Origin of the sequence: Mycobacterium sp. NPDC050551 (assembly GCF_040674075.1) — a bacterium.
Taxonomy (GTDB): domain Bacteria; phylum Actinomycetota; class Actinomycetes; order Mycobacteriales; family Mycobacteriaceae; genus Mycobacterium.
In genome coordinates this window covers 336,164-356,296 of the sequence record NZ_JBFARC010000005.1, presented here as the reverse complement: position 1 = coordinate 356,296, position 20,133 = coordinate 336,164, and the positions used below count along the sequence as shown (strand labels likewise).

Below are 20,133 nucleotides of genomic sequence, written 5' to 3'. Positions count from 1 at the left end.
TGGGCGCGGTGATCAAGGACGCCAAGGAACAGCTGCGCGCCCTGCCCGACCCGCTCACCTACGGTCTGCTGCGCTACGTGAACCCCGAGGTGGACCTGCCCGCGTCCGACCCGTCGATCGGGTTCAACTATCTCGGGCGGCTGGGTGCCGCGGCACAGGACTCGGCCGCCGACGAGGTGTGGCTGATCGGCCCGGACGGCGTGTCTCTGACCGGAGCCGCGGCGGCAGTGCCCGTGCCCCTGATGCACTCCGTCGAACTCAACGCCGGCACGATCGACACCGACACCGGCCCGCTCCTGCATGCCAATTGGACGTGGGCGCCCTCGGTGACCGACGGCGAGCAGATCGGCCGGCTGAGCCGGCTGTGGTTCGACGCCCTTGCCGGGATCTGCGCCCACGTACGAGGCGGCGGCGGCGGGTTGACGCCGTCCGACATCGCGCCGGCCCAGCTCGGCCAACACCAGATCGACGAGCTCCACCAGCGCTACGACCTCGTCGACGTGCTGCCGTTGACCCCGCTGCAGGAGGGGCTGCTCTTCCACGCCAGCACCGCGCAGGTGAGCGCCGACGTCTACGCGGTGCAACTCGAGATCGCGATCAGCGGCGCCCTGGACGCCCGCCGGCTCCGCGACGCGGTCGACACCGTCGTCAAGCGACATCCGAACCTGGCAGCCCGATTCCACGTGCAGTTCGAGCAGCCGGTGCAGGTCATTCCCGCCGATCCCGTAGCAGTCTGGCGGTACGACGACCTCCCATCCGGCGAGCAGGTCCGACAGGTGCCCGGCGAGGAACGCCTCGCGGTCTGTGATCTGTTCGGGCAGGCGGTGTTCCGGGCCGCGCTGCTGCGCACCGGTGACGACGAGCACCGGTTCGTGCTGACCTTCCACCACATCGTGATGGACGGCTGGTCACTGCCGATCCTGCTGAGCGAGATCTTCGCCGCCTACTACGGACAGCGCCTGCCGACGCCCGCGCCGTACCGCAAGTTCGTGACCTGGCTGGCCGGTCGAGATCGCGGCGCCGCCGAGGCGGCGTGGCGGGAGGTGCTCACCGGATTCGACACCCCCACACTGGTCGGCCGGCCCGACCGGACCGGGCGCCAGGGCGTGGTGTCGTCGGTGTTGCCCGCGCAGACCACGCGGGCGCTCGGTGAGCTTGCGCGTTCGCACCACACCACCGTCAACACGGTGCTGCAGGCCGGGTGGGCGCAGCTCCTGATGTGGCTGACCGGTCGGCACGACGTCGCCTTCGGCGCGGTGGTGTCGGGCAGGTCGGCCGAGGTGGCCGGCGTGGAGTCGATGGTGGGGCTGCTGATCAACACGGTGCCGGTGCGCGCGACCATCACGGCGGCGACCACCACCGCCGACCTGCTGGAGCAGTTGCAGCGTGTCAGCAACGCCACCCTGGAGCACCAGCACCTCCCGCTCAGCGAGATCCACCGCATCACTGGTCAGGACCAACTGTTCGACACCGTGCTCGTCTACGAGAACTATCCGGTCGACACCGCCGCGGTGTCCGGCCTCGACGGGTTGACCATCACCGAGGTCGTCGGCCACGAATCGACGCACTATCCACTGACGATGGCGGCCCGGCCCGGTGACGAGGTGGAACTCCGCGTCGAGTTCGACAGCGACGTGTTCGACGTGGACGGCATCCATTCGCTGATCGGGCGATTGGAGCGGCTGTTGGTGGCGATGGCCGCCGACCCCGACCGGGCGTTGTCATCGGTGGATGTGCTCGACCCCGCCGAGCATGCCCGGCTGGACGAGATCGGCAACCGCGCCGTGCTGGAAAGGCCTGCGCCTGCGCCGGTGTCGATTCCGGCGGTGTTCGCCGCGCAGGTGGCCCGCATCCCGGATGCGGTGGCGGTGACCTTCGAGGGCCGGTCGACGACGTACCGCGAGCTCGACGACGCGGCGAATCGGCTGGCACACCAGCTCAGCGGTCGGGGCGTCGGGCAGGGCGCGTGTGTGGCGCTGCTGCTGCCCCGTTCGGCTCAGGCCGTGGTGGCGATGCTCGCGGTGCTGAAGACGGGTGCGGCGTATCTGCCTGTCGACCCGGCATTGCCGAAGGACCGGATCATGTTCATGGTCGGCGACGCCGGGCCGGCGGCGGCGATCACCAACGCCGCCCTGCGTTCGCGGTTGGACGACTGCGACGTGCAGGTCGTCGACCTCGATGCCGCCGTCGTCAACGGCCGATCCGCCACAGCGCCACCGCCGCCCGCGCCCGATGACGTCGCCTACCTGATCTACACGTCCGGCACGTCGGGTGTGCCCAAGGGTGTGGCCATCACCCACCACAACGTGACTCAGTTGCTGGTGTCGACGGACACTGGCCCGTCGGCGGAACGGGTGTGGGCACAGTGGCATTCGTTGGCCTTCGACGCCTCGGTCGAGGAGATCTGGGGCGCGCTGCTGAACGGTGGGCGGCTGGTGGTGGTGCCCGATTCGGTGGCCGGCTCCCCGGAGGACTTCCACTCCCTGATCGTCGCCGAGCGGGTCACCTTCCTGAGTCAGACCCCGTCTGCGGTGGCGGCGCTGTCACCGGAGGGTCTGGAATCGGTGGCGTTGCTCGTTGCCGGGGAGGCGTGCCCGGGCGAGGTGGTGGACCGGTGGGCACCCGGGCGGGTGATGGTCAATGCCTACGGCCCGACCGAGACCACGGTGTGTGCGTCCAGGACTGCGCCGTTGGCGGCGGGGTCGGGGGCGCCGCCGATCGGTGCGCCGGTGCCGACCGCGGCGTTGTTCGTGCTGGACGGCTGGTTGCGCCCGGTTCCAGTGGGTGTGGTCGGCGAGTTGTACGTGGCCGGAGCCGGGGTGGGTGTCGGGTATCGGCGCCGCGCCGGATTGACTTCGGCACGGTTCGTGGCGTGCCCGTTCGGTGGGCCGGGAACGAGGATGTACCGCACCGGTGACCTGGTGCGCTGGGGTGCCGACGGGCAGCTGCGCTATGTGGGCCGCGCTGATGAGCAGGTGAAGATCCGCGGGTACCGCATCGAGCTCGGCGAGATCCAGGCGGCGCTGGCCGGGCTGGACGGGGTGGAGCAGGCGGTCCTGATCGCCAGGGAGGACCGCCCCGGCGACAAGCGCCTGGTCGGCTACGTCACCGAAACAGCCACCGGTGCCGTCGATCCCACGCGGGCTCGCGTCGCGGTGGCCGAACGGATCCCGGCCTACATGGTGCCGTCCGCGGTGGTGGTCCTGAAGGCACTGCCACGGACACCCAACGGCAAGTTGGACACCCGCGCCCTGCCTGCACCCGAGTACACCGCGAGTGAGTACCGTTCCCCGGCCGACGCGGTCGAGGAGATCCTGACCGAGATCTACGCGCAGGTGCTGGGGGTGACGCGGGTCGGGGTCGACGACTCCTTCTTCGACCTGGGCGGGGATTCGTTGTCGGCGATGCGGGTGGTCGCGGCGATCAACACCTCACTCGATGCCGGCCTTGCTGTGCGCGCGGTGTTCGACGCGCCCACGGTCGCCCAGCTCGCGCCGCGTATCAGTGAGGCATCGGGCCGGCGTGAGCCGTTGGTGGTGGTGGATCGGCCTGCGGTGGTGCCGTTGTCGTTCGCCCAGCAGCGGTTGTGGTTCCTCGACCAGTTGCACGGGCCGTCGCCGGTGTACAACATGGTGGCGGCGCTACGGCTCAGTGGCCGTCTGGATGTCGAGGCGTTGAGGGCAGCGCTGGCCGATGTGGTCGAGCGCCAGGAGAGCCTGCGTACGCTCTTCACCGCGCCCGGCGGAGTGCCCCAGCAGCTCGTGGTGCCGCCCGAACAGGCCGACTTCGGTTGGCGCGTGGTCGATGCCACCGGCTGGCGGGCGGCGCGGCTGGACGACGCTGTCAGCGCCTCGGTGCGCCACAGTTTCGATCTGTCGTCCGAGATCCCCCTGCGGGCAACGTTGTTCCGTATCACCGACGACGAGCACGTACTCGTCACCGTGGTGCACCACATCGCCGCCGACGGTTGGTCGATGTCGCCGCTGATGACCGACCTGGGGACGGCCTATGCCGGCCGGTGCGCCGGACGTGCCCCCGATCGGACGCCGTTGGCGGTGCAGTACGTCGATTACACGCTGTGGCAGCGTGCGCAACTGGGTGATCTGGCCGACCCCGACAGCCGCATCGCCGCCCAGGTGGCCTACTGGGAGCACGAGCTGGCCGGGCTGCCCGAGCGGTTGCAGTTGCCCACCGATCGGCCCTATCCGCCGGTGCCCGATCAGCGCGGCGCCACCGTGGCGATCGACTGGCCGGCGCAGTTGCAGCAGCAGGTGCGTGAAGTCGCGCGCGAGCACAACGCCACCAGTTTCATGGTCGTCCAGGCCGCGCTGGCGGTGCTGCTGGCCAAGATCAGCTCGAGCGCCGATGTGGCCGTGGGCTTCGCGGTCGCCGGGCGCGGCGACCCGGCGCTCGACGAGGTGGTCGGATTCTTCGCCAACACCCTGGTGTTGCGCACGGATCTGGCCGATGATCCCACCGCGGCCGAGTTGCTGGCCCAGGTGCGCAAGCGCGGCCTGGCCGCCTACGAGCACGCAGACGTGCCCTTCGAAGTGCTGGTCGACCGCCTCAACCCGAACCGCAGCCTGACCCATCACCCGCTGTTCCAGGTGGCGTTGGCCTGGCAGAACAACGAGCCCACGAGCCCGGTGCTGGGTGATCTGCAGGCCACGCCTCTGCCGGTGGACACCCGCACCGCCCGAATGGATCTCACCTTCTCCCTGGCCGAACGGTTCACCGACACCGGTGAGCCCGCCGGGCTGGGTGGGGTGGTGGAGTTCCGGACCGACGTGTTCGACGAGGCGAGCATCGAGGTGTTGATCGGGCGGTTACAGCGGGTGGTGGTGGCGATGACCACCGACCCGGGCCTGCGGTTCTCGGCGTTGGACCTGCTCGACGACGGTGAGCGTGCCCGACTCGCCGAGATCGGCAACCACGCGGTGCTCGCCGAGCCGGGATTCGCGCCGCTGTCGATTCCTGCGTTGTTCGCCGAACACGTCGCGCGCACGCCGGATGCGGTGGCCCTCACCTTCGATGGCCGGTCCACGACCTACCGCGAATTGGACGAGGCGTCGAACCGGATGGCGCACCTGCTGGCCGCCCATGGGGCGCGGCCGGGCGGGAATGTGGCGCTGCTGTTGGAGCGTTCGGCCGATGCGGTCGTCGCGATCATGGCGGTGCTCAAGACCGGAGCGGCCTATCTGCCGATCGACCCGATGGTCCCCGCGGCCCGGCTGCAGTTCGTGATCGCCGATGCTGAACCGGTGGTGGTGGTCACCACCGCGGCGCTGCGTGCGCGGCTCGACGGGATCGCCGTCGTGGTGGTCGATGTCGACGGACCCGTCGCTGAGCCCGGCCCGGGCGCGGTTCTGCGGGCGCCGCATCCCGACGATGTGGCTTATCTGATCTACACCTCGGGCACGACCGGTGTGCCCAAGGGTGTGGCGATCACTCATCACAATGTGACCCGGTTGTTGGCGTCGTTGGATGCGGGGCTACCCGATCCGGGTGTGTGGCCGCTGTGTCATTCGTTGGCTTTCGACGTGTCGGTGTGGGAGATCTTCGGTGCGCTGTTGCGGGGCGGGCGGTTGGTGGTCATCCCCGACGCGCTGGCGGGCTCGCCGGAGGACTTCCACGAGGTGCTGGTCGATGAGCAGGTCAGTGTGCTGACCCAGACGCCGTCGGCGGTGGCGATGCTGCCGCAGGAGGGTTTGGAGTCGGCGGCGTTGGTGGTCGTGGGTGAGGCCTGCTCGGCCGAGGTGGTCGATCAGTGGGCGCCGGGTCGGGTGATGATCAACGCTTACGGTCCTACCGAGACCACGATGTGTGTGGCGATCAGCGCGCCACTCACCACGGAATCCGGTGTGGTGCCGATTGGTTCGCCGGTTCCCGGTGCGGCGTTGTTCGTGCTCGACCAGTGGCTGCATCCGGTTCCGGTCGGGGTGGTCGGCGAACTGTACGTCGGGGGTGCCGGTCTGGCCCACGGTTACGTGGGTCGGGTCGGGCTGACCGGATCGCGCTTCGTGGCATGTCCGTTCGGTCAGCCCGGGATGAGGATGTACCGCACCGGGGACCTGGTGCGATGGGGCCCGGACGCGCAGCTGCAATACCTCGGCCGCGCCGACGAGCAGGTCAAGATCCGCGGCTACCGCATCGAACTCGGCGAGATCCAGGCCGCACTGACCCGGCTGGACGGAGTTGAGCAGGCGGCGGTGATCGCCCGCGAGGACCGCCCCGGCGACAAGCGACTCGTCGGCTACGTCACCGAAACACGCTTCGGAGCGGTCGATCCTGCCCGGGTACGCGGCGCGTTGGCCGACCGGTTGCCCCCATACATGATTCCGGCGGCGGTCGTTGTCGTGGAAGCCTTGCCGCTGACGCCCAACGGCAAGCTGGACACCCGCGCGCTGCCCGCACCGGAGTACACCGCGGGGGAGTATCACGCCCCGGCCACCGTGGTCGAGGAGATCCTCGCCGACATCTATGCCCAGGTGCTGGGCCTCGAGCGGGTCGGGGTGGACGACTCGTTCTTCGATCTCGGCGGGGACAGCATCTCCTCGATGCAGGTGGTGGCCCGGGCCCGCGCCGCCGGACTGGAGTGCCGACCGCGCGACATCTTCGTCGAGCAGACGGTTGCGAGGCTGGCCCGGGTGGCGTTGGTGGCCGACGCCGGCGCCGGCGTGGTCGACGAAGGCATCGGGCCGGTGGTCGCCACCCCGATCATGCGATGGCTGGCGGGCGTGGACGGCCCTGTCGACGAGTTCAATCAGACTGTGCTGCTGCAAGTCCCGGCCGAGGTGTCCGAGGCCGATGTGGTGGTGGTGCTGCAGGCCCTGCTGGATCAGCATGCGATGTTGCGGCTGCGTGCCGACAGCGATCAGGACGGGGACGGCGCCGGTGGGTGGTCGCTGACGGTGCCCGACGTCGGCACGGTCGACGCACGCGCGTGCCTGCAGACCGTCGAGGTGCTCGATGACGCGGCGCTGGTGACCGCGCGGTCGCGGTTGAACCCGGCGGCCGGAGCGATGCTGAGCGCGGTGTGGGCTCCGTCGGCGCATCAGGTCGCCCTGGTCGTCCACCACCTGGCTATCGATGGGGTGTCGTGGCGAATCGTGTTGGAGGACCTCAACATCGCCTGGGCCCAGCATCGCACCGGCCAGCCGATCGCCCTTCCGGCGCCCGGGACGTCGTTCGCCCGGTGGGCGTCGCTGCTGGCCGAGCACGCCCGAGATCCGGAGGTGGTGGCGCAGGCGGAGGCGTGGCGGCAGGTCGCGGCGGCCCCGTCCGCACTTCCGGCGCCCCGACCAGAGCAGGACACGTACGCCAGTGCCGGACAACTCTCGGTGTCGATGGACGCCGAAACCACCCGGGTGCTGCTGGGGGAGGTGCCCGCGGCTTTCCACGCCGGGATACACGAGGTCCTGCTGATCGCGTTCGGACTCGCGGTGGCCGAGTTCCTGGGCACCGGGGCCGCGCCCGTCGGAATCGACGTGGAGGGACACGGACGCCAGGAGGACTTCGCCTCCGGCGTGGACCTGTCCCGCACGGTGGGCTGGTTCACCGCCAAGTACCCGGTCGCGTTGACCGTGAGCGGACTGTCCTGGGCGCAGGTGGTTGCGGGTGAGGCTGCGCTGGGCGCGGCGATCAAGGACGCCAAGGAACAGCTGCGCACCCTGCCCGATCCCGTGACCTACGGACTGCTGCGTTACCTGAACGCCGATGTGGACCTGGCCGAGTCGGACCCGTCGATCGGGTTCAACTATCTGGGCCGAGTGGGCGCCATGGGGCAGGCCGACGCGTTCGGCGACGTATGGCGGATGAGTGAAGAGGGCGTGTCGCTCGCCGCCGCCGCCACCGCGGTGCCGATGCCCCTGGCGCACACCGTGGCGCTCAACGCCGGCACCGTCGACACCGACACCGGCCCACAGCTGCACGCGAATTGGACGTGGGCGGCCTCAGTGCTGACCCACGAGCAGGTCAGCCGGCTGAGCAGGCTGTGGTTCGACGCCCTTGCCGGCATCTGTGCGCACGTACGAAGCGGCGGGGGCGGGCTGACGCCCTCCGACATCGCCGTCGGACTCAGCCAGCAGCAGATCGACGAGCTACAGGGGCAATATGCGGATCGCTGACATTCTGCCGTTGACCCCGCTGCAGGAGGGGCTGCTCTTCCACGCCAGCACCGCACAGGGCGGCGACGACGTCTACGCGGTGCAGCTGGCCTTCACCGTGACCGGCCCGCTCGACCCGGACAGGCTGCGCGACGCGGTGCACACGGTGGTCGCCCGGCACCCTCACCTGGTGGCTCGATTTCCCGAGCAGTCCGGCCAGCCGGTGCAGATCATCCCCGCTGACCCCGCGCCCGGGTGGCGCTATGTCGAGCTGCAGGACGGCGGCGACGATGTCGACGAGCAGATCCAGCGGGTGTGCGCCGAGGACCGTTCCGCGGTGTGCGACCTGGCGGGCGGGCCGGCATTCCGGGTGGCGTTGATCCGCATCGCAGATGACCGGCACCGGGTCGTGCTGACCAATCACCACATCGTGATGGACGGCTGGTCGCTGCCGATCCTGCTGGGGGAGATCTTCGCCAGCTACTACGGTCACCGGCTGCCGGCCGCGGTGTCGTACCGCAGGTATGTCACCTGGTTCGCGAGTCGCGATCGTCCTACGGCGCAACGGGTCTGGCGTGATGTTCTGGCCGGTTTGGACGGCCCCACACTGGTCGGGCCGGCCCAGCGGCTGGGCCTGGGCGCGCGGGGTGTCGAGTCGTTCCGGGTGCCCGCGCAGACCACGCGGGCGCTCAGCGAATTGGCGCGCTCCCGGCACACCACCGTCAACACGGTGCTGCAGGGCGCGTGGGCACAGCTGCTGGTGTGGCTGACCGGTCAGCGGGACGTCACCTTCGGCACCACGGTCTCGGCGAGGCCGGCCGACGTGGCGGGCGCGGAGTCGATGGTCGGTCTGCTGATCAACACGGTGCCGGTGCGGGCGAGCATTGCGCCGGCCACCACCAGCGCAGACCTGCTGGACCAGCTGCAGAGCTATCACAACGACACCCTGGACCACCAGCATCTGGCGCTGAACGAGATCCATCGCGCCGCCGGCCACGATCAGCTGTTCGACACGCTGTTCGGCTACGAGAACTACCCGCTCGACACCGCCGCGCTGTCCAGCTCGAACGGTCTGGTGATCACGGAATCCACTGGGCGCGAATACAATCACTACCCGCTGACGGTGCAGGCCCAGCCGGGTCCCGAACTCGGCCTTCGCGTCGAGTACGACACCGAGGTATTCGATGCCGCCGGCGTCGAGGCGCTCGTCACGCGGTTGCAACGGGTGTTGGTGGCGATGACCGACGACCCGAGCCGGCGGGTCTCGTCGATGGATCTGCTGGGCGAGGGCGAGCGTGCCCGGATGGATCGCATCGGCAACCGCGCGGTGTTGTCCCGGGTCGCGACCTCGATGTCGATTCCGGAGTTGTTCTCCGCGCAGGTGACCCGCACACCGAACGCGGTGGCGGTGACCTTCGAGAGCCGATCGCTGACCTACCTCGAACTGGACGAAGCGGCGAATCGATTGGCGCACCATCTGGCCCACCGCGGGGTGGGCCCCGGTGCGTGTGTGGCGCTGCTGCTGGATCGATCAGCCGAGGCCGTCGTGTCGATGCTGGCGATACTGAAATCCGGGGCGGCCTATCTGGCGATCGACCCGGCATTGCCATCGGCCCGGATCGACTTCATGCTCGCCGACGCCGAGCCCGTCGCCGCGGTCACCACCGCCGCTCGGGCCGGCCGGCTGGCTGGTTTCGACATGGTGATCGTCGACGTCGACGATCCCGCCGTCGACACCCAGCCGAGCACGGCGCCACCGGCGCCGGACCCCGAGGACATCGCCTATCTCATCTACACCTCGGGCACGACCGGTACCCCGAAGGGGGTGGCGATCTCGCACCGTAACCTGGCCCACCTGGCGGACTCGACACCCGAAGGCCTTCCGGCGGAACAGGTGTGGACGCAGTGCCACTCGTACGCCTTCGATTTCTCCGTGTGGGAGATCTGGGCTGCGTTGCTGGGTGGCGGGCGGCTGGTGGTGGTGCCCGAGTCGGTGACGGCCTCACCGGAAGACTTCCACGACCTGCTGGTCGGCGAACGCGTCAGCGTCCTCACTCAGACCCCCTCTGCGGTGGCGGCCTTGTCGCCGGAGGGTCTGGAGTCGGTGGCGCTGCTGCTCGGCGGGGAGGCCTGTCCGGGCGAGGTGGTGGACCGGTGGGCACCGGGGCGGATGATGGTCAACGCCTACGGCCCGACCGAGATCACGGTCTATGCGGCGATCAGCGCGCCTCTGACGCCGGGCACGGGGGCGCCGCCGATCGGTGCGCCGGTGCCGACCGCGGCGTTGTTCGTGCTCGACGGCTGGTTGCGCCCGGTTCCGGTGGGTGTGGTCGGTGAGCTGTATGTGGCCGGTGCCGGGGTGGGCGTCGGCTACCTGGGCCGGTCCGGCCTCAGTTCGGCACGGTTCGTGGCGTGCCCGTTCGGCGGGCCCGGAACGAGGATGTACCGCACCGGAGATCTGGTGCGCTGGCGCGCCGACGGCCAACTGGACTATCTGGGCCGCGCCGACGAGCAGGTCAAGGTCCGGGGGTACCGCATCGAACTCGGCGAGATCCAGACCGCCGTGGCCGGACTGGACGGGGTGCAGCAGGCGGTGGTGATTGCCCGCGAGGACCGCCCCGGCGACAAGCGACTGGTGGCCTATGTGACCGGCAACGCGGAGCCGAGCGCGCTGCGGACAGCGCTGGCCGAGAGGTTGCCGCCCTACATGGTGCCGGCCGCGATCGTGGTCCTGGAGACACTGCCGGTGACGGTGAACGGCAAACTCGACCTCCGCGCACTCCCGGCACCCGAGTACATCGCGGGCGATCTGTACCGCGCCCCGACGAACGCGGTCGAAGAGATTCTGGCAGGCATCTACGCCCAGATGCTCGGGCTCCACCGGGTGGGGGTCGACGACTCCTTCTTCGACCTGGGCGGCGACTCGCTGTCGGCGATGCGGGTGATCGCCGCGATCAACAAGGGCCTGAACGCCGGCCTCTCGGTGCGCGCCATCTTCGAGGCGCCCACCGTGTCCCGGTTGGCGCCGCGTATCGGTGAGGAGTCGGGCCGGCGTGAGCCGTTGGTCGCGGCGGATCGGCCTGCGGTGGTGCCGTTGTCGTTCGCCCAGCAGCGGTTGTGGTTCCTCGATCAGCTGCACGGGCCGTCGCCGGTGTACAACATGGCGACCGCATTGCAGCTGAGTGGACCTCTGGATGGCGAGGCGTTGAGGGCAGCGCTTGCCGATGTGGTGGCGCGCCAGGAGAGCCTGCGCACGCTGTTCGCCGCGCCCGAGGGAATACCCCAGCAGCTCGTGGTGCCGCCCGAACAGGCCGACTTCGGTTGGCGTGTGGTCGATGCCGCCGGCTGGCCGGCAGCGCGGCTGGACGAGGCCGTCGACGCCGCCATCCGCCACAGTTTCGATCTGGCAGCCGAGATACCGTTGCGGGCAACACTTTTCCGACTCGCCGACGATCGTCATGTACTGGCGGCCGTGGTGCACCACATCGCCGCCGACGGCTCGTCGATCACCCCGCTGATCAGGGACCTGGCTGCGGCTTACCTCAGCCGGTGCGCCGGACGTGCCCCCGGTTGGTCGCCGTTGGCGGTGCAGTACGTCGATTACACGCTGTGGCAGCGTGCGCAGCTGGGCGATCTGGCTGACACTGACAGCCGGATATCCGCGCAGCTGTCCTACTGGGAGAAGGAGCTGGCCGGGCTGCCCGAGCGGCTTCAGTTGCCCACCGATCGGCCCTACCCGCCGGCGGCAGATCAGCGCGGCGCCACCGTGACGATCGACTGGTCCGCAGAACTGCAGCAGCAGATTGCGCGGCTCGCGCGCGAGCACAACGCGACGACCTTCATGGTCATCCAGGCCGCGCTGGCGGTGCTGCTGGCCAAGGCCAGCGCCAGCACCGATGTGGCCGTGGGCTTCGCGGTCGCCGGGCGCAGCGACCCGGCGCTGGACGAGGTGGTGGGATTCTTCGTCAACACCCTGGTGCTGCGCACGGATCTGGCCGGTGATCCCACCGCGGCCGAGCTGCTGGCCCAGGTGCGCAAGCGCGGCCTGGCCGCTTACGAGCACCAGGACGTGCCCTTCGAGGTGCTCGTCGACCGGCTTCACCCGACCCGGAGCATGGCCCACCATCCACTGGTGCAGGTGGCATTGACGTGGCAGGACACCGGGGCCGCCGAGCTGGCCATGGGTGATGTGCAGGTCACCCCGCTCCCGGTGGAAACCCGCACGGCGCGCATGGATCTGATGTTCTCGCTCGGTGAGCGGTGGACCTCGGAGGGCCAGGCCGCGGGGATCGGCGGCGCGGTGGAGTTCCGCACCGACGTGTTCGACGCGGGCACCATCGAGGCGTTGATCGGGCGGCTGCAGAGGGTGTTGGTGGCGATCACCGCGGACCCGAAACGGCGGCTGTCCGCGGTGGATCTGCTCGACGAGGGTGAGCACGCCCAACTCGACGGACTCGGCAATCGCGCGATTCTGGCCCAGCCCGCAGGGCGGGTGTCGATTCCGGTGTTGTTCGCCGAACACGTGACCCAGACGCCGGATGCCGTGGCGCTGGTGTACCAGGACACGTCGATGACCTACCGGCAGCTCGACGAGGCCGCCAACCGATGGGCGCACCTGCTGGCTGCGCGTGGTGTGGGCCCGGGACAGTGCGTGGCGCTGCTGTTGGAGCGTTCGGCCGATGCGGTCGTCGCGATCATGGCGGTGCTCAAGACCGGAGCCGCCTATCTGGCGCTCGACGCGGTCATACCGGAGGAACGCCTGCGCTTCATCGTGGCCGATGCTGGGCCGGTGGTGGTGGTCACCACCGCGGCGCTGCGTGCGCGGCTCGACGGGATCGCCGTCGTGGTGGTCGATGTCGACGGACCCGTCGCCGAGGCCGGCCCGGGCGCGGTTCTGCGGGCGCCGCATCCCGACGATGTGGCTTATCTGATCTACACCTCGGGCACGACCGGTGTGCCCAAGGGTGTGGCGATCACTCATCACAATGTGACCCGGTTGTTGGCGTCGTTGGATGCGGGGCTGCCCGATCCGGGTGTGTGGCCGCTGTGTCATTCGTTGGCTTTCGACGTGTCGGTGTGGGAGATCTTCGGTGCGCTGTTGCGGGGTGGGCGGTTGGTGGTCATCCCCGACGCGCTGGCGGGCTCGCCGGAGGACTTCCACGAGGTGCTGGTCGATGAGCGGGTCAGTGTGCTGACCCAGACGCCGTCGGCGGTGGCGATGCTGCCGCAGGAGGGTTTGGAGTCGGCGGCGTTGGTGGTCGTGGGTGAGGCCTGCCCGGCCGAGGTGGTCGATCAGTGGGCGCCGGGTCGGGTGATGATCAACGCTTACGGTCCTACCGAGACCACCATGTGTGTGGCCATCAGCGCGCCACTCACCACGGAATCCGGTGTGGTGCCGATTGGTTCGCCGGTTCCCGGTGCGGCGTTGTTCGTGCTCGACCAGTGGCTGCATCCGGTTCCGGTCGGGGTGGTCGGCGAACTGTACGTCGCAGGCCATGGCGTGGGCGTCGGCTACACGAGCCGGGCCGGATTGACCGGATCACGCTTCGTGGCATGCCCGTTCGGAGAGTCGGGCGCGAGGATGTACCGCACCGGGGACTTGGTCTGCTGGGGCGGCGACGGGCAGCTGCAATATCTGGGCCGCGCCGACGAGCAGGTCAAGATCCGCGGCTACCGCATCGAACTCGGCGAGATCCAGGCCGCACTCACCCGGCTCGACGGGGTGGAGCAGGCGGCGGTGATCGCCCGCGAGGACCGCCCCGGCGACAAGCGACTGGTCGGCTACGTCACCGGCGACGTGGATCCGACGGCTGCGCGCAGCGCGTTGGCGCAGCGACTGCCCGGCTACATGGTTCCGGCGGCGGTGGTGGTTCTGCAGGCGCTGCCCCTGACCGCCAACGGCAAGTTGGACACCCGCGCCCTGCCCGCGCCCGAGTACACCTCCGCCGGATACCGGGCACCGGGCAACGCCGTCGAGGAGATCCTCGCCGACATCTATGCCCAGGTGCTCGGCCTCGACCGGGTCGGAGTGGACGAGTCGTTCTTCGATCTCGGCGGGGACAGCATCCTGTCGATGCAGGTGGTGGCCCGGGCGCGCGCCGCCGGGGTGGTGTGCAAGCCGCGCGACATCTTCGTCGAGCAGACCGTGGCCGGCGTCGCTCGAGTCGCCCGGAGCACCGACGGTTCCGCCGGCGTGGTCGACGAGGGCATCGGACCGGTGGTCGCCACCCCGATCATGCGATGGCTGGCCGGCGTGGACGGGCCGACCGACGAGTTCAACCAGACGATGGTGCTGCAGGCACCGGCCGGAGTCGGCGAGGCCGACGTGGTGGCGGTGCTACAGGCCCTGCTGGATCGTCATGGCGTGCTGCGCCTGCGCGTCGACAGCGATCTGGACGGCGCCGGTGGCTGGTCGCTGACAGTGCCCGACGTCGGCGCGGTGGATGCCGGCGCGTGCCTGCAATCGGTGGACGTGTTGTCCGGTGAGGCGCTGATCGCCGCGCGGTCCCGGCTGGACCCGGCCGCCGGGGCGATGCTGAGCGCGCTGTGGGTGGCCCCGACGGGTCAGTTGGCGTTGATCATCCACCATCTGGCCGTCGACGCCGTGTCGTGGCAGATCCTGGTAGAGGACCTCAACATCGCCTGGGCCCAGCATCACAGCGGCCAGCCGATCGCCCTGCCGGAGGGCGGAACGTCGTTCGCCCGGTGGGCGTCACTGCTGGCCGAGCACGCCCGAGATCCGAGGGCGGTGCAACACGTCGACACATGGACGCGGGTGACGGCGGCCCCGCCCGCGTTGCCGCCGGTGCAGTCGGCGGTGGACACCTATGCCAGCGCCGGGCAGTTGTCGGTCTCGTTGGACGGCGAGCTGACTCGGATGCTGCTGGGGGAGGTGCCTGCCGCGTTCCATGCCGGCGTGCACGAGGTCCTGTTGATCGCGTTCGGGCTGGCGTGGGCGGAGTTCCTGGACAACGGCGGTGCGCCGATCGGCATCGACGTCGAAGGCCACGGCAGGGCCGAGGACCTCGCGGCCGATGTCGACTTGTCGCGCACGGTGGGCTGGTTCACCGCCAAGTACCCGGTGACGCTCGATGTCGGTGACGTGTCCTGGGCGCAGGTGGTCGCCGGTGATGCGGCGCTGGGCGCGGTGATCAAAGACGCCAAGGAGCAGCTGCGCGCCCTGCCCGACCCGCTGAGCTACGGTCTGCTGCGCTACCTGAACCCCGATGTGCAGTTGAGTGAGACCGACCCGTCGATCGGCTTCAACTATCTCGGCCGGCTGGGCGGCCCGGGGCAGGCTGCCGCCGCTGACGAGCTGTGGCAGATCAGCCAGGAAGGCCTGTCACACATCGCCGCCGCAACCGCGGTGCCGATGCCGCTGGCGCACGCCCTGGCGCTCAACGCCGGCACCGTGGACACCGGCACCGGCCCACAGCTGCACGCCAATTGGACGTGGGCGCCCTCGGTGACCGACCGCGATCAGATCAGTCGGCTGAGCCGACTGTTCTTCGACGCCCTCGCGGGCATCTGCGCCCATGTGCGAGGCGGCGGCGGCGGGCTGACGCCGTCGGACATCGCGCCTGCCCGCCTCGGTCAACACCAGATCGATGAGCTCCACCAGCGTTACGACCTCGTCGACGTGCTGCCGCTGACGCCCCTGCAGGAGGGACTGCTCTTCCTCGCCAGCGCCGCACAGGCGAGCGACGATGTCTACGCGGTGCAGCTCGCCTTCACCCTGACCGGCCCGCTCGACCGAAACGGCCTGCGCGATGCGGTGCACACGGTGATCACCCGCCATCCCCACCTGGTGGCCCACTTCTGCCCACAGTTCGACGAACCGGTGCAGATCATCCCGGCGGATCCCGCGCCCGGGTGGCGTCATGTCGAACTGCCCGCCGGTGTCGACGTCGACGAGCAGATCGACCGGTTGTGCGCCGAAGAACGTGCTGCGGTCTGTGATCTGGCCGCAGGACCGGCATTCCGGGTGGCGTTGATCCACATCGCAGACGACCGGCACCGGTTCGTGCTGACCAATCACCACATCGTGATGGACGGCTGGTCACTGCCGATCCTGCTGAGCGAGATCTTCGCCGCCTACTACGGACACCGCCTGCCTGCGGCGGTCCCGTACCGCAGGCTCGCCACATGGCTGGCCGATCGGGACATCGATGCCGCCGAGGAGGCATGGCGTGGGGTGTTGGCCGGATTCGACACCCCGACGCTCGTCGGGCCGGCGCAACCGCGGGGGCTCAGCGGCAGGGGGGTCGAGGCGTTCCGGGTGCCCGCGGAGACCACACGGGCGCTCGGCGAACTGGCACGCTCGTGCCACACCACCGTCAACACGGTGCTTCAAGCTGCGTGGGCGCAGCTTCTGACGTGGCTGACCGGTCAGAACGACGTCGCCTTCGGCACCGCGGTGTCGGGCAGGCCGGCCGACGTGGTGGGCGCCGACGCGATGGTGGGGCTGCTGATCAACACCGTGCCGGTGCGCGCGCACATCACGCCGACGACCACCACCGCAGACCTGCTCGGCCAGTTGCAGACCGCGTACAACGACACACTCGAGCACCAGCACCTGGCGCTCACCGAGATCCACCGGATCTCCGGCCAGGAACAACTCTTCGACACCCTCTTCGTGTACGAGAACTACCCGATCGACGCCGCCGCCCTGGCCGGCGACCACGAACTGACCGTCACGGACTTCTCCATCAGCGAGTTCAACCACTACCCGCTGACCGTGCAAGCGACGCCGGGACCCGAACTGGGTCTCCGCGTCGAATTCGACACCGACGTGTTCGACGCGGCAGGCGTCGCAGCCTTGGTGAAGCGGCTGCGGCGGGTGCTGGTGGCCATGACCGACGACGCGACCCGTCGGCTGTCGTCGGTGGACGTGCTCGACGAGGGCGAACATGCCCGGTTGGACGAGATCGGCCACCGCGCCGTCTTGACCCTGCCGGCGCCGCCTGCGATGTCGGTTCCGGCGTTGTTCGCCGCGCACGTGGCCCGCACGCCGGACGCGGTGGCGGTGACCTTCGAGGGCCGCTCGCTGACCTACCGGGAACTGGACGAGGCCGCCAACCGGCTCGCGCACCTGCTGGCCGGACTCGGCGCCGGCGCGGGTGAGTATGTGGCGCTGCTGCTCGAGCGTTCGGCAGAGGCGGTCGTGGCGATCTTGGCGGTGCTCAAGACCGGTGCGGCGTATCTGCCGATCGACCCAGCGCTGCCGGCGGCGCGGATCGGGTTCATGCTCGCCGACGCCACGCCGATCGCCGCGATCACCACTACCGATCTGGCCGAACGGCTGGACGAGTTCGACGTGGTGGTCGTCGACGTCGACGATCCTGACATCGACCGCCAGCCCAGCACCGGGCTGCCGGCGCCGGGCCCGGACGACATCGTCTTCCTCATCTACACCTCCGGCACCACCGGTGTCCCGAAGGGTGTCGCCCTCACCCACCACAATCTGACTCAGTTACTGGGATCGATCGACACTTGGCTGGAACCGGATCAGACTTGGGCGCAATGGCATTCGCTGGCCTTCGACGTCTCGGTGTGGGAGATGTGGGGTGCGCTGTTGCGCGGTGGGCGGCTGGCGGTGGTGCCCGAATCGGTGGGCCGCTCACCGGAAGACCTACGCGCCCTGCTGATCCGCGAACACGTCACCATGCTCATCCAAACCCCGTCGGCGGTCGGAATGCTGTCATCGGAGGGGCTGGACGGGGTGACGCTGGTGGCGGCAAGTGAGGTGTGCCCGGCCGAGGTGGTGGATCGGTGGGCGCCCGGGCGAGCGATGTGGCACGCCTACGGCCCCACCGAGACCACGGTGTACACGTCCATGAGCGGACCGCTGACGGTGGGGTCGGGGGTGCCGCCGGTCGGCGTTCCGGCAGCGGGGAACGCCTTCTTCGTGCTGGATGGATGGTTGCGGGCCGTGCCGGCGGGAGTGGTCGGTGAGTTGTACATCGCCGGTGCCGGGGTGGGCGTCGGGTATTGGCGCCGGGCGGGGCTGACCGGGTCGCGTTTCGTGGCATGCCCGTTCGGGGTGCCCGGAACGAGGATGTACCGCACCGGGGATCTGGTGCGCTGGCGCGCCGACGGGCAGCTGCAGTTCATGGGCCGCGCCGACGAGCAGGTCAAGATTCGCGGCTACCGCATCGAACTCGGCGAGATCCAGGCCGCCCTGATGCGGCTGGACGGTGTGGAGCAGGCGGTGGTCGTCGCCCGTGAGGACCGCCCCGGCGACAAGCGCCTGGTCGGTTACGTCACCGGCACCGCAGACCCGACCGAGCTCCGCGCCGCGTTGGCCGAGCGGCTCCCGCAGTACATGGTGCCTGCCGCGGTGGTCGTGCTGGAGCGGCTGCCGTTGGCGGTCAACGGCAAGCTCGACGCGCGCGCCCTCCCGGCACCCGACTACCAGGATGCCCACCCGTACCGCGCTCCGACCGGCCTCACCGAGGAGGTCGTGGCCGACATCTACGCCGAGGTGCTCGGTGTCGAGCGCGTCGGAGTCGACACCTCGTTCTTCGACCTGGGCGGGGATTCGCTGTCCGCGATGCGGGTGATCGGCAAGATCAACATGACCCTGGACATCGACCTGTCGGTGCGCGCCATCTTCGACGCGCCATCGGTGAGCGGACTGAGCCTGCGGGTGGACAGGCACGAGGACGAGGCGGAGGCCGGCCACGGGCCCCGCTTCTCGTCCGTGCACGGCCGCGACAGCTCGGAGGTGCACGCCCGCGACCTCACACTGGACAAGTTCATCGATGCTGCGACGCTGACCGCCGCCACGACCCTGCCCCGCCCGGGCGCCGAGGTGCGGACGGTTCTGCTGACCGGGGCTACCGGCTACCTCGGGCGTTACCTCGCCCTGGAATGGCTGAAGAGGATGGACCTGGTCGACGGCATGGTGATCTGCCTGGTGCGGGCCGAGTCCGACGAGGACGCGCGGGTCCGTCTGGACAAGACCTTCGACAGTGGCGACCCGGGGCTGCTGAGGCATTTCCGGGAACTCGCCGCCGATCATCTGGAGGTCATCGCGGGCGACAAGGGCGAGGCGAATCTCGGACTGGACGAGGAACTCTGGCAGTGTCTGGCCGAGACCGTCGATCTGATCGTCGATCCCGCGGCGATGGTCAACGGCGTCTTCCCCTACAGCGAGCTGTTCGGTCCCAACGTCGTGGGCACGGCCGAGCTGCTCCGGTTCGCGCTCACCGCGAAACTCAAGCCCTACGGTTACGTCTCGAGCGGCGACGTGCGGAACCAGATCGACCCGTCCGAGTTCACTGAGGATGCGGACATCCGGGTCATCAGCCCCACCCGCACGAACGACGGTGGCTTCGGCAATGGATACGCGAACAGCAAGTGGGCCGGCGAGGTGCTGCTGCGTGAGGCCCACGACCTGTGCGCGCTGCCCGTCGCGGTGTTCCGGTGCGACGTGATCCTGGCCGAGCCGACGTACGCGGGCCAGCTCAACGTGTCCGACATCGTCAGCCGGATGGTGCTGAGCATGGTGGCCACCGGCCTCGCGCCCGGCTCGTTCTTCGCGCGCGACGCCGCGGGCAACCGGCAACGCGCCCATTTCGACGGGCTGCCCGTCGATTTCGTCGCGGAGTCCATCGCCACCCTGTGTGCCCGGATGGGCGATGGGTTCGCGACCTATCACGTGATGAACCCGCACGACGACGGCATCGGGCCCGACGAGTACGTCGACTGGCTGGTGGATGCCGGTCTGCCGATCAAGCGCATCGACGACTTCGGCGAGTGGTTGCACCGGTTCGAGACGGCCCTCGGCGCTCTGCCGGAGAAGCAGCGTGAGCACTCGGTGCTGCAGATGTTGCAGTTGCGTCCTTCCGGGCAGTTCCAGCTTCCCGAGCCGACGCAGGGATCATTCGCGCCGACCGACAGATTCCGTGCTGCGTTCAAAGATGCGAAATTCGCCCTGGACCGTGACATCTCGGACATCCCGCACGTCACGGCGCCCGTCATCATGAAATACGTCACCGATCTGCGACGGTTCGGACTGCTCTGA

Annotated in this window: 2 protein-coding genes and 1 pseudogene (1 of these 3 running past the window's edge); all 3 read left to right on the top strand. The window is 69.5% G+C overall.

The window, feature by feature from the left end:
• Positions 1-8,126, top strand: partial view of an amino acid adenylation domain-containing protein gene (locus AB0K11_RS21495; RefSeq protein ID WP_364981445.1) — the 3' portion only. Its footprint begins 7,198 nt before the window's first position; 8,126 of the gene's 15,324 nt are visible here — the last part of the coding sequence; its start codon lies off the left edge, out of view; it ends in the stop codon at positions 8,124-8,126.
• Positions 8,113-11,070: pseudogene (locus AB0K11_RS21490) on the top strand (amino acid adenylation domain-containing protein); the annotation flags it as partial. The gene AB0K11_RS21495 and the pseudogene AB0K11_RS21490, both read left to right, overlap by 14 nt.
• Entirely contained in the window at positions 11,047-20,133 is a 9,087-nt protein-coding gene (locus tag AB0K11_RS21485; RefSeq protein ID WP_364981885.1) for an amino acid adenylation domain-containing protein, read from the top strand. The pseudogene AB0K11_RS21490 and the gene AB0K11_RS21485, both read left to right, overlap by 24 nt.